The sequence below is a fragment of the Flavobacterium croceum DSM 17960 genome (assembly GCF_002917885.1).
GTDB classification, from domain to species: Bacteria; Bacteroidota; Bacteroidia; order Flavobacteriales; family Flavobacteriaceae; genus Flavobacterium; species Flavobacterium croceum.
Window position 1 is genome coordinate 293,980 of the sequence record NZ_PQNY01000001.1, and the last position, 21,770, is coordinate 315,749.

The window sequence follows — 21,770 nt, forward strand, 5'->3', positions numbered from 1 at the left end:
CCGTCTATGTATAGATGGCTTTTTTGTGTAATTTTTTTTAGGATAAAAGACATTGACATCATAAACTAAAATGTAATATCTTTACACACTTAACGTTTAATAGCAAGAGTATACAATACTCATCTAGATAAAATATAAATATGGCATGTGCAAATTGCTCAACCTCTGGAAAATCGCACGATAACAAGGGGTGTAAAAATAGTGGTTCTTGTAGCGAAAGTAGTTGTAATAAACTTACTGTTTTCGATTGGCTTTCCAATATGGGATTGCCTACAGGAGAAAAAATGTTTGATTGTGTAGAAGTTCGATTTAAAAACGGAAGAAAAGAGTTTTTTAAAAACTCAGAAAGCCTTTCTATAGCTATTGGCGATGTGGTAGCCACCGAAACGGCTCCAGGTCATGATGTGGGTATTGTATCACTTACTGGTGAGCTGGTAAAAGTGCAAATGAAGAAAAAAAACATAGACTACCATACTGCAGAACTTCCAAAAATTTACAGAAAAGCAACTCAAAAAGATATCGACATTTGGAGTGAAGCTAGAGCCAAAGAAGAAACAACACAAGTAAAAGCTCGCGAAATAGCCATTAAACTCAATTTAGAAATGAAAATATCTGATATTGAGTACCAAGGCGATGGCTCTAAAATTACTTTTTATTATACAGCCAATGATAGAGTAGATTTTAGACAACTGATAAAAGAGTATGCGCAAGAGTTTAAAACCCGTATCGAAATGAAACAAGTAGGGTTTAGACAAGAAGCTTCTCGTTTGGGTGGTATAGGTTCTTGCGGTAGAGAATTATGTTGTTCTACATGGCTTACAGATTTTAGAAGTGTTAATACTTCTGCGGCGAGATACCAACAACTTTCTCTTAATCCTCAAAAATTGGCTGGACAATGCGGAAAACTTAAATGTTGTTTAAATTATGAATTAGACACTTATTTAGATGCTTTAAAAGGTTTTCCAGATTTAGACACTAGAATCAAAACAGAAAAAGGCGAGGCAATTTGCCAAAAGCAAGATATTTTTAAAGGATTGATGTGGTTTTCATACAAAGATAATGCCGCCAATTGGCATAAACTTCACATTAGTCAAGTAAAAGAGATGATTGCTTTAAACAAGCAAAACAAATTGGTTTCAGCTCTAGAAGATTATATTGAAGAAACTACCGAAGAGCCCGAAGTTACTTTCAACAACGCCATGGGACAAGAAAGTCTTACACGTTTTGATCAGCCAAAAAGAAAGAAAAAAAGAAGAAATAACAACCAACCGCAACAAAAACGAAAAGAGAATTTTTCAAAAGGTAACGAAAATAACAAACCTGTTAAAAAGTAGTGTAATGAACAAAAAGTCTATTTTTTTCGATGCTAAAAACCTACTCTTTTTGATGATGGTATTTGTGCTATTTTCATGTGATGAAAAAAGAGTTTTCGATGAATACCAATCTGTAAATAATGCTTGGGAGAAATCCAAAAAAATTAATTTTGAACTCCCAGCTCTAGATGTAAACAAACCATTCAACTTGTTTGTAAACCTTAGAGACAACAATAGTTATCCATACAACAATATTTTTTTAATAGTATCTATGGAACAGCCTAACCGCAAAATATTGGTAGACACTTTAGAATATCAAATGGCAAATCCAGATGGTACGCTTATGGGGCAAGGTTTTTCAGACATTAAAGAAAGTAAATTAGTTTATAAAGAAAATTTTAAATTTTCGCAAAAAGGAAAATACAAATTAAGTATACAACAAGCTGTAAGACAAATAGGAAAAACAGAAGGAATAGTAAAACTACCAGGTATTACAGAGGTTGGCTTTAGAATAGAATCTGCAAATTAATACAATATGGCACAAAAAAATAATCAAGCAGTAGTAAAAGATAGTAGCTATTACAAAAGAAAATTTTGGAGGTTTTTCTTTTATGGTTTAGGAGGCATATTTTTATTTTTCTTATTTGCTTCGTGGGGATTATTTGGAGCAATGCCCTCATTTGAAGAACTAGAAAATCCAGAATCAAATCTAGCAACCGAAATTATTTCGAGTGATGGTGAGGTTTTGGGTAAATTTTATAACGAAAATAGAACAGCAATAAAATATAAAGACTTGCCAAAATCATTAGTAGATGCACTTGTTTCTACAGAAGATGAACGTTTTTATGAACATTCGGGCATTGATGCTAAACGAACAGTTGGAGCAGCACTAAAACTAGGCTCAAATGGAGGGGCAAGTACTATAACACAGCAACTTGCCAAATTGCTTTTTCATGGTGAAGGTTCCAAGTTTTTACCTTTTAGAATCATTCAAAAAGCAAAAGAATGGATTATTGCCATAAGACTTGAAAGACAATATACCAAAAACGAAATCATTGCTTTGTATTTTAATCAGGTAGATTTTGTAAATGGTGCTGTAGGAATTAGATCGGCAGCCAAGGTGTATTTTAATAAAGAACCTCGCGACCTTACCATAAACGAGAGTGCTACTTTAGTAGGAATGCTTACCAATCCTTCTCGATACAATCCAAAACGCTTTCCAGAAAGAGCTATAGAGCGCAGAAACATTGTGCTTGGGCAAATGGTTCGAAACCATAAGCTAGAAGAGTCTGCCAAAAAAATGTTGCAAAGCAAACCCATAGTTCTCGATTTTCATCCAGAAAGTCATTATGATGGATTAGCCACTTACTTTAGAGAATATCTTCGTGATTACATGAAAGAATGGGTAAAAGAACATAAACGACCAGATGGCGAAGAATATGATGTATACGGCGATGGTTTAAAAATTTATACCACAATAGATTCAAAAATTCAAGAATATGCCGAAGAAGCCGTTACAGAGCACATGAAAAATCTGCAACAAGAATTTATGAATCAGCAAAAAGGAAACAAAAATGCGCCTTTTGTAAACATTACGCCCCAAGAAACAGATAAGATAATCAAACAGGCGATGAAAAATTCTGATAGATGGCGTATTCTAAAAGACAAAGAGATGAGTGATGACGATATTGTGGCTACCTTTAGTAAAAAAACTAAAATGACCATTTTTACTTGGAAAGGAGAACGCGATACCGTGATGACGCCGTTAGACTCTATACGCTATTACAAACACTTTCTTCAAGCGGGAGTAATGTCTATGGAGCCTCAAACAGGTCAAATAAAAGCATGGGTAGGTGGTATAAACTATAAGTATTTTCAGTACGACCATGTAGGGCAAGGAGCACGTCAGGTAGGTTCTACTTTTAAACCTTTTGTGTATGCCACAGCAATAGAACAACTAGGTAAAACACCATGCGATACCATGCTTGATGAACCTTTTATGATAAGAAAAGGCAGACACCATGTTACCGAAGATTGGGAACCTCGAAATTCCGATCAAAAATACCGTGGTATGGTTACGCTAAAATATGCTTTGGCAAACTCAATAAACATTATTTCGGCCAAACTTATAGACCAAACTGGGCCAGAAGCTGTAGTAGATTTAACTAAAAAATTGGGTGTAAAATCCGATATACCAGTACAGCCAGCCATATCACTTGGAGCTGTAGATATTACTGTTGAAGATATGGTAGCAGCATACAGTACTTTTGCCAATCAAGGGGTATATATAAAACCTTATTTTATTTCGAGAATTGAAGATAAAAACGGTGCCGTATTGTATGAACCTGTGGCTGAATCTCATGATGTATTGAATAAAGATGTAGCTTTTGCGGTAATTAAACTTCTAGAAGGAGTAACAGAAAGCGGTTCGGGTGTGCGACTAAGAACCGAAACAGGAGGTAGTGGAGACAACCGCTGGACAGGTTATCCATATATGTTTAAAAATCCAATAGCAGGAAAAACAGGTACAACTCAAAACCAATCAGACGGTTGGTTTATAGGTATGGTTCCAAATTTAGTAACGGGAGTTTGGGTAGGTTGCGAAGATCGTTCAGCACGTTTTAAAAGTTTAGTATACGGGCAAGGTGCTACGGCAGCATTACCAATATGGGGTTATATGATGGAAAAATGTTATGCCGATCCCGACTTGCAAATTTCTAAAGATGAATTTGAAAGACCTGATGGTTTTGATATGAAAGTAGATTGTTGGTCTGCGCCAAGAAGTAGTAGTGGCAGTCATAAAGAGGCTGACTCTACAGGTACCGAAGAACAAAATATAGACGAATTCGGACTATAATTAAAAAAACCCGACTTTAAATGAGTCGGGTTTTTAATACAACAAAAGCAATATTTTTTAATAATTACAAAAAGAGTATTATGGTTTTAAGTAGATTTTGGCTCGTTATTTTTATATCTTCTATACTTTTTGTTATAATTAGTTTATTTACAGGTACTAATTATAGCTTAGATTATATATTAAATGGTAAAAAAGACGATCCTATTTTAATTTCCGAAAAATACATACAACAAGTTCCTTTTTTTGTAAAAGATAGTATTGAAAACGCAACAAACAAAACAATGGTAGTCAATAAAGACACCATTAACCCAGATACTACCTATGTTTTTAATAACAAAACCGTAAAAATATACAGTGGTGTTCAAAAAAGCGATGGTTTGCTACCTACTTGCAAAAACACATTGGTAGATTTAATACTTCCGTTAATTGCTTATTTAGCTTTTTTTTGTGGGTTAATGCAATTGCTTATAGACTCTGGAGCATCAGAAAAATTAGCCAAAAAATTAAGCCCTTTATTCTCCAAAATATTCCCTACAGTACCAAAAAACCATGAGTCTATTTCGTATATGACTTTAAATTTTGCAGCCAATTTTTTAGGTTTAGACTCTGCCGCTACACCATTTGGACTTAAAGCCATGCAAAGTCTTCAAGAAATAAACCCAGATAAAGATAAAGCGAGCGACGCACAAATTATGTTTATGTGTCTTCATGCGGCAGGACTTACACTTATACCTACATCAATAATAGGCTATAGAGCCGCTCAAAACGCTACAAATCCTGCAGATGTTATGTTGCCATGTATAATTACATCTTTTATTGGCACACTAGCAGCATTTATTATTGTAGGTATACGCCAGAAAATAAATTTTAAAAGTGCTAGTTTATTGGTAGGAATATTTGCTTTATTAGCAGCAATTATCGGATTACTTTTTTATATAAATAGACTAGATTTGATAGGTAAAAATTTCTTTACTTCCAATTTATCTGGATTGATGCTTGTACTTATTATTGGAGCAACATTAATTTTTTCTTTTATCAATGAAAATAAGTTTACTGAAAAACAGACGACTATATTTGATGCTTTTGTAACGGGAGCAAAAAATGGTTTAGAAACAGGAGTGAAAATTTTCCCTTATGTTTTAGGTATGCTTGTAGCCATTTCTTTCTTTAGAAATAGCGGTTTGTTTGAAATTGTTTCCAACGGTATTGCCTTTGTATTTTCTCATTTAGGCGTAAGCAAACCAATTACAGATTCTTTGCCCGTAGCGATGCTTCGCCCTTTTAGTTCTGGAGGCTCTCGCGGATTTATGATAGATGCTATGCAAAATTTTGGTCCCGATTCTTTTACAGGTCGATTGGTATGTATTTTTCAATGTAGTGCCGAAACTACATTTTATGTTATAGCAGTATATTTTGGTTCTGTAAACATCAAAAACACACGCTATACATTAGCAACAATGCTTCTAGTTGATTTAATTTGTGTTATTGCAGCTATAGCCGTTGCTATGTGGTTTTTTTAGTTGAATACTAAAGTTAATTTATTTTCGTTTACAACTAAAATGTAAATATGAAAATATGGTTTTTAGTATGCCTTTTGTACAGTACAGTACAAGCACAATCAGTATACAATAAAAACGAGAAAATTGTAAATTTTGTAAAGACAAATGGGTCAAAAATAGCACCAACTTACAAACAAGCAGTTTGTACGGAACTAGTAATTGAGGTACTACAACACTTTTATGCCTTAAACAGCACAGATAAAAACGTATTAGAATTATTACTTCAAAAAATATTTACGAGTTACTCAACCAAAATTCATCTATTCCCAAAGGAGTCTATTTTGCTTTAATAAAGAAAAAGATAGGCAAATCAATACCTAAAAATCAAGTTAAGGAAGGGGATTTTGTTCAATTTTGGAACGATGCTTGGGGGCACTGCGGAATTGTAAAAAGTATTAATTATGACAATAATAGCATGGAGCTATACTCTTCGTTTCCTACCACTAATGGCTATGGAATTCAAAGTTTTAATATTCCAAAATACTGTTTTTTTGTAAGGCTTAAGTAGTATGTTTAGTAAAAACGAACATTACTAAAATAGTAAACATACCCAATACTAAAGCCTAAATTGTAATCGTTGGCTTTGTTTTCGGTATATACTTTTCGGTCAGGGTTTAAACCATCTACCCAATCAGAGAAATAAAATTGACCTCTTACTTCAGCTGTTAAAGCATGATAATCAGATAGTTTATAACGAACCCCTACACTAGCACATACAGATGGAACCCAAAAACTCTCATTTTTGTATGCACCCATATATTTTTCTGGAGTAGTAATAGGAGAACCTAGTTTACCTAATGTAGATTCTGCCTTGGTACTAACATAATTAATTTGAGGGCCAATACCAAAGTATGGATTGAACATTTCTCCTCTATTATAATCATCAGTTCTTAAAGGGTAGAATTCAAATTGGGTTCCAAAATTTATAGTTTCTGTAGAACCATACATACCACGTAATTGATTGGCAAAAGTATTTGTTCTTTCAGGCGCTACCCATTCTCCATAATGTTTCAAATCGGCTTTCATGTAGGTTAAATCAAAACGAAGTTTAATATGTTCCCAAAAACCGCCATAAAAATTGTTTGGAGTAGTGTAATAGTTTACACCAATAGAAAAACCATTATTTTTTACAAAGTTTTCAAAATCGTTTCTCGCACCATAATCAGATTTAAAAAATACAGGCCCAGCAGAAACCCCCAATTCAGTATAAGAATACTGAGCAGAAGTTTTAGTATAAAGAACTAAAAAAAGTAGGATATAGGCTTTTTTTAACATCAGATTTAAGTTTGCAAAAATATCGATGGACAAATATATAAAAACAATATACAATAAAGAAAATAAATAATGAAATACTTATGTTTTGCAATAAAATACAGTCAAAAAGCATTTGTTTGATTTAGTTTTTATTAATTATTAAAAAAAACAGCATTTATAATAAAAATAATTATCAGATTAAAAATTTAATGTAATTTATACTAATAAATGTATATTTGTAAACTTTTACGAAATCGTTTTCTAAAAGCGTAGTTTTTTAATTTTCAAATTTATTTGAACCTTATTTATGGAACAAAAAATCAATGATTTTATGGCTCACGTAGAGGCCAAAAATCCAAATGAACCAGAATTTATTCAAGCAGTAAGGGAATTTGCAGAAACCGTAATTCCTTTTATATCAGAACAAAAAAAATACGACGGCAAAAACTTATTGTTGCGCATAGCCGAGCCCGAAAGATCTATCATTTTTAGAGTGCCTTGGGTAGATGATAAAGGAGAAATACAAGTAAACAGAGGTTTTAGAATTCAAATGAATTCAGCTATTGGCCCTTATAAAGGAGGTATTCGTTTTCACCATACTGTAAACCTATCAGTACTTAAGTTTTTGGCTTTTGAGCAAGTTTTTAAAAACAGTTTAACTACTTTGCCTATGGGTGGAGGTAAAGGAGGTTCTGATTTTGACCCGCAAGGAAAATCAGATGCTGAGATTATGCGTTTTTGCCAATCATTTATGACTGAATTATGCAGACACATAGGTCCAGATTTGGACGTTCCAGCCGGAGATATTGGGGTTGGAGCTAGAGAAATTGGTTATTTATTTGGTCAATACAAAAGAATAAGAAACGAGTTTACAGGTGTTTTAACAGGTAAAGGATTGGCCTATGGAGGATCACTTATACGTCCTGAAGCTACAGGCTATGGTGTGGTTTACTTTACAGAGCAAATGTTAAAAACAATTGGCGAAGAAATAAAAGGCAAAACAGTAGCTATTTCAGGATTTGGAAATGTTGCATGGGGAGTAGCATTAAAAATTAATGAATTGGGCGGAAAATTGGTTACAATTTCTGGACCTGATGGTTATATATACGATGAAGAAGGTATTTCTGGAGAGAAAATCGAATTTATGCTTGAAATGCGTAACAGTGGTACCAATAGAGCAGAAATGTATGCAGAGAGATACCCAAGCGCTAAATTTTTTAAAGGCAAAAGCCCTTGGGAAGTAAAAGTTGATATTGCAATACCTTGTGCTACTCAAAACGAGTTGAATGAGCAAGATGCAATACAACTTATCAATAATGGAGTTATGTGTGTTACAGAAGCGGCCAATATGCCATCTACATTAGATGCTATTAAGCAGTTTTTAAATGCAAAAGTACTTTTTGCACCAGGTAAAGCTGCCAATGCAGGTGGTGTTGCTGCGTCAGGACTAGAGATGACTCAAAATTCTATACGTTTAAATTGGACTAGTGAAGAGGTAGATTTGAGACTTAAAGATATCATGGTAGGTATTCACAGTCAATGTAAACAATATGGAAAAGAAGAAGATGGCTATGTAAATTACGTAAAAGGAGCAAATATTGCAGGTTTTGTAAAAGTAGCCGATGCAATGCTCGCTCAAGGCGTAGTATAATCATACTTACTTAATTTTGTTGAAAAACCTTTTATCAAATTTTGGTAAAAGGTTTTTGTTTTTTATACACGAAAAGAGCTTTATTTACGTTTCATTATATTTGTATAAATTTATAACAGCAACTCAAAATAAGATGCTTAAAAAAACAGTATTGCTTCTTCTATTTTCTTGTGCCACTTTTGCACAAACCAATCAATTATGGCAAAGCTATTTTTCTTACAACAACATAAAAGATGTAGCAAACTTAGGAGGTAATGTAGTTGCAGCTACAGAAAATGCACTTTTTTATAAAAATTTTATAACAAACGAACTCAAAACAATCACTACCGTAGATGGGTTTAAGGCCGAGAATATTACAGCAATATATTACCAACCTACTTTAAAATTAATTTTTGTAGGTAATGAAAAAGGTATGCTACTTATTCACAAAGCAGACGGAACTGTATTGCAAAAAAGAGGTATTATAGACGAGGTTCCTGTACCACCTTCTATAAAACAAATCAACCATTTCTACGAATACAACAATAAGATTTATATAGCCACCAATTACGGTATTTCGGTATTCAAATTGGATACTATGGAGTTTGGAGAAACCTACTATATGGGGCCAAATGGCAATACAACCAAAGTGTTACAAATAGCTGTAAAAGAACCTTATATATATGCTGCAACAGAATATAATGGAATACGAAGAGCCTTAATTTCTAGTCAATTTCTAGATGATTATAACCAATGGAACCAATTGTTGGGAGATTATTTTAAAGGAGTGATTTCATTTGCAAACGAAATTTACTGTATTAATTCTTCCAATGCAATGGAAAGGGTAAATAACATGACCAATACAGTTATCACGACATTTCCAGAAAATGTTATTGATTTTAGAAATACAGAAGATTATGTAATAGTAACCACGCAAAACCACGTTTATGTTTACAACACTTCTTTGGTATTGGTGTTTCATTTTCAATCTACTCAAAATCCAAAAAACCCTAAATTTACTTGCACTACTATTGTAAACAACACAGTCTATATAGGCACCACCACACAAGGTATCCTTACAATACCCCTAAACAACAGTTCTCAACAAGAGTTTGTGCTCCCAAATGGGCCTTTTAGGAATAGTGTTTTTAGAATAAAAAAAGCTTCAAAATACCTTTGGGCTACATACGGAACATACGATCCTGTAGATTACAACCCTTATTATGATGGAGGTCCACATTCTTATCCTATGAACAAATATAGTAAAGAAGCAGGTTGGGAATTACTCGATCTCCCTGAAATTTTTAATGCAAGATGTATGACTCGCATTATTCTTAATCCAAAAAACGATAACGATTTTTTTGTAGGAAGCAGTTTTTCGGGTTTACTAAAGTTTGTAAATAATACGCCAACTATTTTGTATGACGATACCAACACAGGTTCAGATCCATTGCAACCGCTCGAATCTAATGGCGATCAAATAAGAGTTAATGGAGGCGGTTATGATAGTAATGGAGACTTTTGGTTTACCACCTCACTTACCACAAAAGGATTAAATATATTGAAAAAAAATGGGCAATTGACTAGAATAGACTTAACACCAGGTGTGTCAGAACCCTATTACGAACAATATCCTAACATGTTAGTAGATAAAAACAACACAAAGTGGTTAGCATCGTATAGATCTAACGGTGTAATTGGTTACAATGAAAAAAACAACAAGTTTGTATCGATTAAAATGGGAACAGAAGGTAATTTACCATTTCAAGATACAAGAGCTTTAGCTATAGATAATAAAAATCAACTTTGGATAGGTACTATCAGAGGTTTAAGAGTAGTGCAAACAGATGCTTTTTTTTCAGATGATCAAATACAATCAAAATCGATTATTATTCTTGAAAATGGGCAAGCGCAAGAATTGTTTTACGATCAATTTATTACCGATATAGAAGTAGACGGTGCTAATAGAAAATGGGTGTCACTGGCAGATGCAGGTGTATATTTGGTTTCTCCTGATGGGCAAAATACAATTTATCATTTTACAAAAGACAACAGCCCTTTACCAAGTAATAACATTAATGATATAGATATAGATGGGGTTACAGGAGAAGTGTTTTTTGCTACCGATAAAGGATTGGTTTCTTTTAAAGGGACAGCCACCAAAGCAAGTGATAACTTGAATAATGTATTTGTATATCCAAATCCAGTACGGCCAGAATTTACAGGAACAGTAAAAATAGCAGCTTTAACAAACAAAGCAAATGTAAAAATTACAGATATTGAAGGAAATTTAGTTTTTGAAACCACCTCAGAAGGAGGTACAGTAGAATGGGATACCACAGCTTTTGGTAGTTATAAAGTTGCCTCTGGAGTATATATGGTTTTTATTTCTGCCGAAGATGGCATAGAAACTACGGTAAAAAAAATAATGATTGTACGATAAATGAATATTTACAAACTACTTCAAATCAATCAAAAAATAAACAACCACCGAATTAAGTTTTTCGGACTATGGCTACTTAGCGTTTTTAATAAAAGGTATTTGTCAATACAATTCGATCCTGTTTTAGCGTGTAATTTGCGCTGTAAGATGTGTTATTTTACAGATCCTAATTTTACTAAAAAACTTAAAGGAATTTTTAAAGAAGAAGATTTGCCAAAAATAGCATCTGTAAATTTTAAAAATGCACTAAAAATTCAAATTGGATGTGGGGCAGAACCCACGCTATTTAAAAATATTGACAAAATAATAGAGCTTGCTTGCCAATATAAAATTCCGCATATAAGTATGGTTACCAATGGTAATTTACTCACAAAACAAGATATTTCTACTTACTCAGAAAAAGGATTGCATGAGTTTATTATTTCGATGCACGGCGTATACAAAGACACGTATGAAAACTTTATGGATAAGGGTAATTACGATACTTTTCATAAATTACTTGAAAATATTTCTCTTGAGAAAAAAAACAATCCAAAATTAAGTTTGCGAATAAATTATACGTTTAATAAAGATAATTTTTACGAAATAAAAGACTTTTTTAAATGGTTTGGTCAGTATGACATTAATACTATTCAATTTCGTCCAATAGATAAAATAGGAGAAACGACCTACAATAATTTTAGTCTAAAAGAAATAGAACAAGATTATTCAAAAATAATGCAAGACTTTGGTGTTGAAGCGCAACTAAGAAAAATAAATGTACTTGCTCCCACTTCTATTAAAAGAGATGAAGAACGCAATGTGGTACAAAACAAAAACAACAGCTCTTATTTAGTTCCGTATGCCACATGCTATATAGCTCCAGATTTTTTTTGGAAAGAAAATTTTGATTGGAAAAATCAAACATTTCATCAATGGAAAAAAGAGAACCATTGGGATTGGAAACTCTTCAAAAACATATTTATTTCACGAAAAAAACTCGATCAAATAAATAGAAACATGCTGAACTATTCAGTAGAAATGAACGGATAATACACTAAAAATGCTTATTAAAACGAAAGCTATTGTTTTTTCAACAGTAAAATTTCAAGAAAAAAGTCTTATTGTAAAGTGTTTTACAGAAAGTAATGGTATTAAAACGTATTTCGTTCCAAATGCTTTTTCAAGCTCAAAAAATAATAGAAAAATAGCTTATTTTCAGCCATTAACCATTTTAGAAATAGAAGCCAACCATAAAAACAAAGGAACACTAGAACATTTTAAAGAAATAAAATTAGCTACATCGTACCAAACCATTCCAAACGATATTTACAAGAGTACTATTGTTATTTTTATCTCAGAAATAGTACACCATTGTATTCATGAAGAAGAAAAAAACACCGAATTATTTCATTTTTTAGAAACCGCATTACTTTGGCTAGATACACACGAAGAAATAGCTAATTTCCACCTCATTTTACTCGTACAACTTACAAAGTTTTTAGGCTTTTATCCTGATAGTTCCAATAGTTCCAATTCTTTTTTTGATATAAACGAAGGAAACTTTATAACACACCAAACGCTCAATTCTATTTCAGAAACAGAAACATTGTTATTTAAAATGCTCTTAGAATTAAAATTCAGTACGCCTCAAAAAATATTTACTGCATCTCATAGACAATTACTATTAAAAATACTACTACAATATTACGCCATTCACCTAGACGGTTTTAAAAAACCAAAATCTCTTGAAGTCTTAAAGGAGGTTTTTGCTTAAAGCAGATTTATTTCGATAAAGATTTATAAAATACTTCTCAAAATATTGATAAGAAAAATGTGAAATAATAATAGTCGCTACTAATACAATACTATTATAAATCACAATTATTACATAATTATTTAGACCAAGATTTGAAAAAATTTTGATATAAATTAAACCAATCAATTGAATAACAATTAAATGATAAACATAAATTCCATAGGAAATCTTTCCTAAATATGTGGTAATTCGATGATTTAAAATGAAATAAGACCTCTTACTCAATACGCCAATTGTTAAACAAAATAGCAACATACTGAAAAAGTTATAGTTGCTAGTTGAAAATAAATTCACAAAAATATTAGTTGTAAAATAGAGGGTAAAACTAATTATAGAAACATAGACAACTAATTTATTAGTAAGTAGTTGTGGTTTTTTTAATAATAGAATCGAAATAATGCCACTGGAGGTAAAATAAAAAAACAATATATTGTATTTTCTTAAAATACTTCCTTCAATGTTAAAATACAACACAAAAAATATAAAGGTTGAAACCAATAAAAAAGGAATTAATTTCCTTATAGGTAAAAACATTAATACTGGAGCAATAAACAAATAAAATTGTTCTTCAACACCTATAGACCAAAGAATTTCTATTATTCCACCAGGATTGTATAGAGTAGCAAAAACATTTGGCATAAAGAATATAGAGAGTAGTAATCCTTCATATAAATTATAATCCATATTGAATCCACCAATGAAGCCAAGTTTTGGAAGAATATAATTGTAATATGTCAAGCCGAAAATTAAAATCAAAAAGTAAAGTGGAAAAATTCGTAAAGCTCTTCTAAAATAAAAGTTTTTTAGAGAAATGGTTTTAGTTGTTACTTTTTCAAGATAAAGCTGTCGAATAATTAAAAATCCGCTTAAAGAAAAAAAGACACAAACAGCTTCATGTCCCTTGTGAAATAGCGGTATTGAATTGTAAAATGGGATGTCATGTTTACTACAAAATTCTGAAATGTGGAAAATCATCACAAAAACCGACAAAAAGAAACGTAGCCCTGTAATATTTGGTATTCTTTCCATTTCGTATTCACTAAAAATTTAGAATATTTCACAAAAATGCGATTTATAATTTTATGTTGCAAAATCAAACTAAGTAAAGTCCAAAATCTTTGGTATTTTAAAGAAGTTTTTTCTCTCATTCTTAAAAAAAATATATCTTCTCTTCACAATTGCAAAAACTGAAACCTGAAAACCGAAAACTGAAAACTATTTACTACTTTCGCAACCTGATTTAAGAATACGACAAAATGAGCACAAAATTTACTGAATACAAAGGACTTGACTTGCCAACAGTAGCATCAGAAGTTCTTGATTTTTGGAAAAAAAATAATGTATTTGAACAAAGTGTAACTTCGCGCGAAGGTGCAACGCCATATGTGTTTTTTGAAGGGCCACCTTCTGCCAACGGATTGCCAGGAATTCACCACGTGATGGCTCGCGCTATTAAAGATATTTTTTGTCGTTATAAAACTCAAAAAGGATATCAAGTAAAACGTAAAGCAGGTTGGGATACACATGGTTTACCCGTAGAACTAGGTACCGAAAAAGAACTAGGTATTACCAAAGAAGATATTGGAAAAACCATTTCGGTTACAGAATATAATGAAGCCTGCAAACGCACTGTAATGCGCTATACCGATGTATGGAACGACCTTACCGAAAAAATGGGGTATTGGGTAGATATGGAAGATCCGTATGTAACCTACAAATCCAAATACATGGAATCGGTTTGGTGGTTGTTAAAAAAAATTTACAACAAAGATTTATTATATAAGGGTTACACAATTCAGCCGTATTCGCCAAAAGCAGGTACAGGTTTGTCTTCACACGAAGTAAACCAACCTGGAGCTTATCGCGATGTAACCGATACTACAATAGTAGCACAATTCAAAACAAAATTGGAAACGTTACCTAGCTTTTTGCAAGGTTTTGGTGATATTCACATTTTGGCTTGGACAACAACACCTTGGACTTTACCAAGTAACACAGCTTTGACTGTTGGCCCAAAAATAGATTATGTTTTGGTTGAAACTTTCAATCAATATACTTATCGTCCTATAAAAGTAATTTTAGCTAAAAACCTTGTTGGAAAACAATTTGGAAAAGGATTTTTTGCTTCTGTTGAACCATCTGATTTCGAAAATTTTAAAGAAGGCGATAAAAATATTCCATACCAAATTCTTGCCGAATGTAAAGGAGCCGATTTAGTTGGAATTCGTTACGAGCAATTATTGCCATTGGCTTTACCTTATCAAAATCCTGAAAATGCTTTTAGAGTTATTGCGGGTGATTTTGTTACTACCGAAGACGGAACGGGTATTGTGCATACAGCGCCAACTTTTGGTGCAGATGATGCTAAAGTTGCCAAAGAAGCAACACCCGAAGTGCCACCAATGTTGGTTTTAGACGAGAATGGAAATCCTGTTCCTTTGGTAGATTTACAAGGTAAATTTATTCAAGACTTAGGAGAGTTTTCAGGAAAGTATGTAAAAAATGAATATTATAACGATGGCGAAGCTCCAGAAAAATCTGTCGATGTAGAAATTGCTATTCTATTAAAAGAGCAAAATAAAGCCTTTAAAGTTGAAAAATACGTGCACAGTTACCCACATTGTTGGAGAACTGACAAACCAATTTTATATTATCCGTTAGATTCTTGGTTCATCAAAGTAACCGAAATCAAAGATAGAATGTTCGATTTAAACGAAACGATCAACTGGAAACCAAAGGCTACAGGAGAAGGGCGTTTTGGGAATTGGCTAAAAAACGCCAACGATTGGAACTTGTCACGCTCAAGATATTGGGGAATTCCATTGCCAATTTGGAGAACCGAAGATAAAACCGAAGAAATTTGTATTGGCTCTGTTGAAGAATTGTATGCTGAAATTGAAAAATCTATCGCAGCAGGTTTCCAAAAAGAAAACCCATTTAAAGGTTTTGTGGTTGGAAATATGAGCGAAGAAAACTACGATTTGGTAGATTTACATAAAAACGTAGTTGATGATATTGTATTGGTATCAGCTACAGGTAAACCTATGAAACGCGAAACCGATTTAATTGACGTTTGGTTTGATAGTGGCGCAATGCCTTATGCACAATGGCATTATCCATTTGAAAACAAAGAGTTGATTGACGAAAACAAAGCATTTCCAGCCGATTTTATTGCCGAAGGTGTCGATCAAACTCGTGGTTGGTTTTACACATTACACGCCATTGGAACGTTGGTTTTTGATAAAATTGCGTATAAAAATGTAGTATCAAACGGTTTAGTTCTAGACAAAAACGGACAAAAAATGTCGAAACGTTTGGGTAATGCTGTTGATCCATTTACTACTTTGGCAGAGTATGGTCCAGATGCAACGCGTTGGTATATGATTTCGAATGCTAATCCGTGGGATAATTTGAAATTTGATATAGAAGGTGTTGCTGAAGTTCGTAGAAAATTCTTTGGAACTTTATACAACACGTATTCATTCTTTAGCTTATACGCTAATATAGATGGCTTTACTTATGCTGAAGCCGAAATTCCATTGGCAGAAAGACCAGAAATTGACCGATGGATTTTATCAGAATTACATTCTTTAATTGCTTTGGTAGATGAGGCTTATGCCGATTACGAACCTACAAAGGCAGCTCGAGCTATATCCGATTTTGTTCAAGAGAATTTAAGTAATTGGTATGTTCGTTTATGCCGAAGAAGATTTTGGAAAGGCGAATACGGCACAGATAAAATAGCAGCTTACCAAACCCTTTACACTTGTTTGGTTACCATAGCCAAGTTGTCTGCTCCAATTGCTCCGTTTTTTATGGATAGGCTTTACAAAGATTTGAACACGGCTACAAACAACGAGAAATTTGATAGTGTACACTTGTCAGAGTTTCCTGTTTTGGTTGAAAACTTTGTTGATAAATCGCTAGAAAGCAAAATGTTGAAAGCACAAACCGTTTCTTCATTGGTGTTGTCACTTCGAAAAAAAGAAATGATAAAAGTAAGACAACCTTTGCAAAGGGTTATGATTCCTGTACTTGATGAGGTTTTTAAAGCAGAAATAGAAGCTGTTGCAGACCTTATTAAAGCAGAAGTAAATGTAAAAGAAATCGAACTTCTAGATGATGCTTCGGGTGTATTGGTAAAACAAATTAAACCAAATTTTAAAGCACTAGGGCCTAAGTTTGGAAAAGATATTAATCTAGTTTCCAAAGAGATACAGGCTTTTTCTCAAGATCAAATTAATGAAATAGACACAAAAGGAGAAATTTCTATTGTTATTTCAGGAAAAAGCATAATTTTAACTTCTCAAGAAGTAGAAATAACTTCTCAAGATATTCCAGGTTGGTTGGTAGCTAGTGCAAACGGAATTACTGTTGCCTTAGATATTACAATATCGGATGCCTTGAAAAAAGAAGGAATTTCTAGAGAATTGGTAAACCGAATTCAAAATATACGTAAAGATTCAGGTTTTGAAGTAACCGATAAAATAAAAGTAACTTTGGAGCGTTTTGGTAATTTGGAAGATGCGATACTCAGTAATCAAGAGTATATTAAATCGGAAACTTTAACCGAAGAATTAAATTTTTCTGATAATTTAGAAAATGGTATAGAAATTGAATTTGACGATATCAAAACAAAAATATTAATTTCAAAATAGTTGTATTATGACAGATGAAGTAGTAAGATATTCCGATGCTGATTTGGCGGAATTCAAAGAAATTATTTTAAAAAAAATAGAAAAAGCTCAAAAAGATCTTGAACTTATCAAGAGTGCTTATATGAATGATTTGAATAACGGCACCGATGATACTTCGCCTACATTTAAAGCGTTTGAAGAAGGTAGCGAAACCATGAGTAAAGAGGCAAATTCGCAATTGGCAATTCGTCAAGAAAAATTTATTCGCGACCTTAAAAATGCTCTTTTTAGAGTAGAAAACAAAACCTATGGTGTGTGTAAAATTACAGGAAAATTAATAGGTAAAGATAGACTTAAAATTGTGCCTCATGCTACGATGAGTATCGAGGCTAAAAATATGCAACGATAAGTTAAACTTTATTTAAAACAAAGTATAGAAACACTCTTTTTAGGGTGTTTTTGTATTTTTATACTACTTTTGCCAAAAATAATAGAAAAAATCAACAAAGGATTTATCTATATTTTATTAGAATACCTTTAGAAAATTAATAAAATGAAAATAAAACACGCTATATACATCATCATCTTGGTTCTATTTATAGATCAGTTTTCAAAAATATATGTAAAAACCAATTTCTTTTACGGCGAAAGTGTAGATATATTAAAATGGTTTAAACTTACTTTTATAGAAAATGAAGGTATGGCTTGGGGTACAGAAATACCAGGTGAATACGGAAAATTGTTTTTAACACTATTTAGAATAACAGCTGTAGTTGGTATTGCATATTGGTTATGGGAATCTGTAACGAAAAAAAAATCTAAGTATTTAATTGTTGCTATCTCTTTAATCATGGCAGGTGCTTTGGGTAATATTATAGATTCGGTGTTTTATGGAGTTATTTTCGATAAGAGCACAGCTACGCATTTAGCATCATTATTTGCAGAGAATAATTACGGCACATGGTTTCATGGTAGGGTAGTAGATATGTTTTATTTCCCTATTTGGCATGGTTTTTTACCGCAGTGGATACCCGTATATGGGGGTAAAGAATTTAATTTTTTTAATGCCATATTCAATGTTGCCGATTTTTCTATTTCTACAGGAGTTGGAATACTTATATTTTTTAACAAAAAAGCTTTTGATAATACCCCCACAAATTCTACTAAACCCTACTTAAACAATGATTTAGAAGAAAATAAATAAAGTTATGTTTCATGAAAACTCTATAGGGAGTATTTATTTGTTAGCCACACCTTTTCATGTGGTTGTAATTTTGTTTGAAATGTATTACAGTATAAAGCACAAAAAATCTTTATACACTACTCGAGATACCCTTACAACATTGTATTTAGCAGTTCTTAATTTTGCTATAGATATTGTAATGAAAGGTATTGCTTTTGGGGTGATGTTTTACTTTTACAAGTATAAAATCATTACGTTAGAACATACTTTTTGGTATTGGTTGGCACTTGTTGTACTTCAAGATTTGGCATATTATTTTTTGCATTTGCTAGATCATTCTTCTCGTTTATTTTGGGCGATACACGTTACACATCATAATTCGGAATATTTTAATATAGCCACAGGATTTCGTTCATCTGTATTTCAGCCTTTATACCGCTATTTATTTTTTGCACCTATCGCTTTTTTAGGGTTTAACCCTTTTGATGTTATGGCTGTATATGCTATTGTACAAGTTTATGGCACTTGGGTACATACTCAAACAATCCACAATATGGGTTGGTTAGAACATATTTTGGTTACGCCTTCACATCATAGAGTACATCATGCGTGTAATGCTCGTTATTTGGATAGAAATATGGGTATGGCTTTTATTATTTGGGATAAAATTTTTGGAACCTTTGAAAAAGAAGATCCAAATTACGAGCCTGTAAAGTTTGGTATTACTGTTCCTGTAGAAAACAAAGGGCCTGTTAATATTGTTTTTCATGAATTGAAATCTATTTGGAAAGACGCATCTCAACCCAATATTTCATTCAAAAATAGACTTCAATATATATTTTACCCTCCAGGTTGGAATCATCTAGGAAATGGAAAAACCTCCAAAAAAGTAAGAGCTTTAGAAAGGCTTGAGCGTTCTAAAATTGAAAAATAGCATGAGGTGTAATGCAATAATCTAATTTTATATCACATGGGTTTGCATCTTCAATACAATCTACAGGATTAAAAAAAGACAATCCAATTTTAATGACCTCAGGCTTACATTCCGATAGAAATTTGTCGTAAAAACCCTTTCCATAACCTACGCGATTACCTTGCTTGTCGTAGCCCAAAACCGGAACAAATACCACGTCTATTTTAGTGTTTGGAACTTCAATACCATCAATAGGTTCTGGAATATTGTATGGACTCTTTTTAATTTTTGTATTTTCGGTAAGCAAAAAATGCGTCATTTTGCAGGTTTCAAATTCTGATTTTGAAAGTATGACATCTTTATCTTTTCCGGCTAATATTTGTAATATATATTCGGTATTGACTTCTTTTTGCTCTGTAATGCTTAAAAAAATATGATAATACGTTTTGTTCCAAACATTCATCTTTAAAGCCATATTGGCTATAGCTAAACTTTGTGTTTCAATGTCTTCTTCAGATAAATTTTGTCTTAGGTTTTTATGAAAAATTCTACATGGTTTTTTCAGCATACAAATGATGTTTTAAATCGTCTCTAAAATTAGTTAAATGTTCCACTTCTACATGATCCATTAAAACAATTTTATACCATTTATTATCATCATTATGTTTTTGAGGTACTAAGTCGTATTTTTTTTCTAATTCTTTAGAAATAAATTGTGCATCAACCGTAACAATATTCATATAAGGATGGCGGTAAAAATCAACACCCAATTTTTCAAGTTCTTTACATAAATATTCGGTTCGCATTTGCAAGATACTTACTTTTTCGTACCAACCGTGTGGCCCGTAGGTAAACAATATCATCCAAACAGCTACAGCATTCGAGCCGCTTCGGCTTCCGCAAAGGGTTAAATCCATACCTTCAACATATTCAGCTTCTTGCGTTAGCACATTTTCTATAAGTCCTTTTCTACATATAAAAACGCCAGTTCCATAAGGAGCTTGTAACATTTTGTGCGCATCTATAGTAATAGAACTTATTTTCGGGTTTGAAAAATTTATTTTTGATTGCTGATTGCTAAACGGATATACAAATCCTCCGTAAGCACCATCAATATGTAGTTTATAAATTACCTGCGCTTTTTCAAAAACATGAGTATACACATCAGGGTTGTCTACGCTTCCAAACATAGTTGTACCCATATTGGCAACGGCAATAAAATATTTTTTACCTGAGTTTTTGGCTTCAACAATAAGTTGTTCTAGTTTTTCGGGACTAATTTCTCTAGTTTTAAACCCTACAGGCACTTTTATCCAATCTATTTGCAATAAATTGGAGCCCTTTGCTATAGAATAATGTGTGTCTTCAGAGGCAACTATGGCAATTTCGTTAAGTTGAGCTTTAAAGTGTGTAATAAATAAGTTTCGGTACATCCAGAGTGCTTGTATATTGGCTTCGGTACCACCTGGCGAAATATAACCGTCAAAATTGTTGGGTTTGGCATTAAAAATATCACAAGCAATTACATTAAGTACTTCACGCTCTATATCTTGAGTGCCACTAAAAGCTTTTTCTGAGGTTCCTAGAGTATGACAGCCTATATGATTTGGATTGGCAACATATGTTTGTAATGTTGGAGCGTCTTTTAAAAAAGGAGCATCGTTGTAAAAAACACGTTCATCAAGTTTTGAAGCAGGATAACCCAAAGAGGCATCAGTAGCAAAATTTACGTTTTGATGTAACGCTTGTTCAATTCTATATTTACGTTCGTCTTGTGTAAGTTTTTTCCAAAAAACCATAGGTATAAATTTTAGGCAAAACTATTGGAATCTTCACGTTTAAAATATGATAATTGTTAGGTAAAAAAGTCCCACCGAAGCAGGACTAAAGATTTTTACCTACGGCATATAGCCTTATTGTGATAAGATTAAAGATTTGAAATATTAATCTGATACAAATATATACAAAATACCCGTTGTGCATTATTAAGCGAGATTTATTTTTAAGTTGTTAATGTTTCTTTGAAATACAAATTTATTAAAAAATTGAATAGAAGTTAGAGTTGTAATTTTAGCCAAAATTCTAGTTTTAAACCCCTCAAAAGTTTTAGCGTAATTTCTTCTTATCATAAATTGGTCACACAGTTGAGAAAACAAAGTTTCAATTCTTTTTCTGTATTTTTT

The 21,770-nt window shown here is 32.5% G+C and carries 18 protein-coding genes; 13 read left to right on the forward strand and 5 right to left on the reverse strand.

Annotated elements, in window-relative coordinates:
- The first annotated feature begins 140 nt into the window (after window positions 1-140).
- The 5 genes from Q361_RS01445 to Q361_RS01465 all read left to right on the forward strand — a co-directional run bounded on the left by Q361_RS01445 (window position 141) and on the right by Q361_RS01465 (window position 6,019).
- Window positions 141-1,334, forward strand: coding sequence for a PSP1 domain-containing protein (locus Q361_RS01445; RefSeq protein ID WP_103724925.1), 1,194 nt, complete (start codon window positions 141-143; stop codon window positions 1,332-1,334).
- 4 nt (window positions 1,335-1,338) lie between these two features.
- Window positions 1,339-1,842 carry a gliding motility lipoprotein GldH gene (locus Q361_RS01450; protein ID WP_262496221.1) on the forward strand — a complete coding sequence of 168 codons (504 nt, stop codon included), beginning with the start codon at window positions 1,339-1,341 and terminating at the stop codon, window positions 1,840-1,842.
- Between the two features lie 6 nt (window positions 1,843-1,848).
- The gene (locus tag Q361_RS01455) at window positions 1,849-4,170 is read left to right on the forward strand and encodes a penicillin-binding protein 1A (RefSeq protein ID WP_103724927.1); all 2,322 of its coding nucleotides are present in this window, start codon (window positions 1,849-1,851) and stop codon (window positions 4,168-4,170) included.
- 80 nt (window positions 4,171-4,250) lie between these two features.
- A complete protein-coding gene (locus Q361_RS01460) occupies window positions 4,251-5,690 on the forward strand; it encodes a nucleoside recognition domain-containing protein (RefSeq protein ID WP_103724928.1) in 1,440 nt (479 codons plus the stop codon).
- A 47-nt stretch (window positions 5,691-5,737) separates the two neighbouring features.
- On the forward strand, window positions 5,738-6,019 hold the full coding sequence (locus Q361_RS01465) for a hypothetical protein (protein ID WP_103724929.1): 282 nt from the start codon (window positions 5,738-5,740) through the stop codon (window positions 6,017-6,019).
- A 223-nt stretch (window positions 6,020-6,242) separates the two neighbouring features.
- Here the strand turns inward: Q361_RS01465 and Q361_RS01470 are convergent, their stop codons facing one another.
- A complete protein-coding gene (locus Q361_RS01470; RefSeq protein ID WP_103724930.1) occupies window positions 6,243-7,004 on the reverse strand; it encodes a THC0290_0291 family protein in 762 nt (253 codons plus the stop codon).
- A gap of 286 nt (window positions 7,005-7,290) precedes the next feature.
- Between Q361_RS01470 and gdhA the strand changes: the two genes are divergently transcribed.
- The 4 genes from gdhA (at window position 7,291) to recO (ending at window position 12,812) form a co-directional block, all read left to right on the forward strand.
- On the forward strand, window positions 7,291-8,634 hold the full coding sequence (gdhA, locus tag Q361_RS01475) for an NADP-specific glutamate dehydrogenase (RefSeq protein ID WP_103724931.1): 1,344 nt from the start codon (window positions 7,291-7,293) through the stop codon (window positions 8,632-8,634).
- Between the two features lie 133 nt (window positions 8,635-8,767).
- Window positions 8,768-11,056 (forward strand): type IX secretion system anionic LPS delivery protein PorZ, encoded by a 2,289-nt coding sequence (porZ, locus tag Q361_RS01480; protein ID WP_103724932.1) that lies wholly within the window; start codon window positions 8,768-8,770, stop codon window positions 11,054-11,056.
- Entirely contained in the window at window positions 11,057-12,088 is a 1,032-nt protein-coding gene (locus tag Q361_RS01485) for a radical SAM protein (RefSeq protein ID WP_103724933.1), read from the forward strand.
- 10 nt (window positions 12,089-12,098) lie between these two features.
- The gene (gene recO, locus Q361_RS01490; RefSeq protein ID WP_103724934.1) at window positions 12,099-12,812 is read left to right on the forward strand and encodes a DNA repair protein RecO; all 714 of its coding nucleotides are present in this window, start codon (window positions 12,099-12,101) and stop codon (window positions 12,810-12,812) included.
- Here the strand turns inward: recO and Q361_RS01495 are convergent.
- Entirely contained in the window at window positions 12,792-13,883 is a 1,092-nt protein-coding gene (locus tag Q361_RS01495; RefSeq protein ID WP_103724935.1) for an acyltransferase family protein, read from the reverse strand. The genes recO and Q361_RS01495 overlap by 21 nt on opposite strands.
- A gap of 227 nt (window positions 13,884-14,110) precedes the next feature.
- Between Q361_RS01495 and ileS the strand changes: the two genes are divergently transcribed.
- The 4 genes from ileS (at window position 14,111) to Q361_RS01515 (ending at window position 19,608) form a co-directional block, all read left to right on the forward strand.
- A complete protein-coding gene (gene ileS, locus Q361_RS01500) occupies window positions 14,111-17,512 on the forward strand; it encodes an isoleucine--tRNA ligase (protein ID WP_103724936.1) in 3,402 nt (1,133 codons plus the stop codon).
- A 7-nt stretch (window positions 17,513-17,519) separates the two neighbouring features.
- The gene (locus tag Q361_RS01505) at window positions 17,520-17,900 is read left to right on the forward strand and encodes a TraR/DksA family transcriptional regulator (protein ID WP_103724937.1); all 381 of its coding nucleotides are present in this window, start codon (window positions 17,520-17,522) and stop codon (window positions 17,898-17,900) included.
- A 144-nt stretch (window positions 17,901-18,044) separates the two neighbouring features.
- Window positions 18,045-18,695 carry a lipoprotein signal peptidase gene (locus tag Q361_RS01510; protein ID WP_103724938.1) on the forward strand — a complete coding sequence of 217 codons (651 nt, stop codon included), beginning with the start codon at window positions 18,045-18,047 and terminating at the stop codon, window positions 18,693-18,695.
- A gap of 4 nt (window positions 18,696-18,699) precedes the next feature.
- Window positions 18,700-19,608 (forward strand): sterol desaturase family protein, encoded by a 909-nt coding sequence (locus Q361_RS01515; RefSeq protein WP_103724939.1) that lies wholly within the window; start codon window positions 18,700-18,702, stop codon window positions 19,606-19,608.
- Here Q361_RS01515 and Q361_RS01520 read toward each other — a convergent pair.
- From Q361_RS01520 to Q361_RS01530, 3 genes are all read right to left on the reverse strand, one after another.
- A complete protein-coding gene (locus Q361_RS01520) occupies window positions 19,592-20,155 on the reverse strand; it encodes a 5-formyltetrahydrofolate cyclo-ligase (RefSeq protein WP_103724940.1) in 564 nt (187 codons plus the stop codon). The genes Q361_RS01515 and Q361_RS01520 overlap by 17 nt on opposite strands.
- Entirely contained in the window at window positions 20,136-21,386 is a 1,251-nt protein-coding gene (locus Q361_RS01525) for a pyridoxal phosphate-dependent decarboxylase family protein (RefSeq protein ID WP_103724941.1), read from the reverse strand. Before Q361_RS01525 ends, Q361_RS01520 begins: the two co-directional genes overlap by 20 nt.
- 186 nt (window positions 21,387-21,572) lie before the next feature.
- On the reverse strand, window positions 21,573-21,770 hold a 198-nt coding region (locus Q361_RS01530), incomplete at its 5' end, for a transposase (protein WP_146046964.1).

What these genes read in the sequence shown, in the direction of transcription:
- recO (WP_103724934.1), top strand. Translation starts at nt 12,099, where the DNA reads ATGCTTATTAAAACGAAAGCTATTGTTTTTTCAACAGTAAAATTTCAA.
- ileS (WP_103724936.1), top strand. Translation starts at nt 14,111, where the DNA reads ATGAGCACAAAATTTACTGAATACAAAGGACTTGACTTGCCAACAGTA.
- Q361_RS01510 (WP_103724938.1), top strand. Translation starts at nt 18,045, where the DNA reads ATGAAAATAAAACACGCTATATACATCATCATCTTGGTTCTATTTATA.
- gdhA (WP_103724931.1), top strand. Translation starts at nt 7,291, where the DNA reads ATGGAACAAAAAATCAATGATTTTATGGCTCACGTAGAGGCCAAAAAT.
- Q361_RS01470 (WP_103724930.1), bottom strand. Translation starts at nt 7,004, where the DNA reads ATGTTAAAAAAAGCCTATATCCTACTTTTTTTAGTTCTTTATACTAAA.
- Q361_RS01525 (WP_103724941.1), bottom strand. Translation starts at nt 21,386, where the DNA reads ATGGTTTTTTGGAAAAAACTTACACAAGACGAACGTAAATATAGAATT.
- Q361_RS01450 (WP_262496221.1), top strand. Translation starts at nt 1,339, where the DNA reads ATGAACAAAAAGTCTATTTTTTTCGATGCTAAAAACCTACTCTTTTTG.
- Q361_RS01495 (WP_103724935.1), bottom strand. Translation starts at nt 13,883, where the DNA reads ATGGAAAGAATACCAAATATTACAGGGCTACGTTTCTTTTTGTCGGTT.
- Q361_RS01445 (WP_103724925.1), top strand. Translation starts at nt 141, where the DNA reads ATGGCATGTGCAAATTGCTCAACCTCTGGAAAATCGCACGATAACAAG.
- Q361_RS01455 (WP_103724927.1), top strand. Translation starts at nt 1,849, where the DNA reads ATGGCACAAAAAAATAATCAAGCAGTAGTAAAAGATAGTAGCTATTAC.
- Q361_RS01485 (WP_103724933.1), top strand. Translation starts at nt 11,057, where the DNA reads ATGAATATTTACAAACTACTTCAAATCAATCAAAAAATAAACAACCAC.
- Q361_RS01465 (WP_103724929.1), top strand. Translation starts at nt 5,738, where the DNA reads ATGAAAATATGGTTTTTAGTATGCCTTTTGTACAGTACAGTACAAGCA.
- Q361_RS01515 (WP_103724939.1), top strand. Translation starts at nt 18,700, where the DNA reads ATGTTTCATGAAAACTCTATAGGGAGTATTTATTTGTTAGCCACACCT.
- porZ (WP_103724932.1), top strand. Translation starts at nt 8,768, where the DNA reads ATGCTTAAAAAAACAGTATTGCTTCTTCTATTTTCTTGTGCCACTTTT.
- Q361_RS01505 (WP_103724937.1), top strand. Translation starts at nt 17,520, where the DNA reads ATGACAGATGAAGTAGTAAGATATTCCGATGCTGATTTGGCGGAATTC.
- Q361_RS01520 (WP_103724940.1), bottom strand. Translation starts at nt 20,155, where the DNA reads ATGCTGAAAAAACCATGTAGAATTTTTCATAAAAACCTAAGACAAAAT.
- Q361_RS01460 (WP_103724928.1), top strand. Translation starts at nt 4,251, where the DNA reads ATGGTTTTAAGTAGATTTTGGCTCGTTATTTTTATATCTTCTATACTT.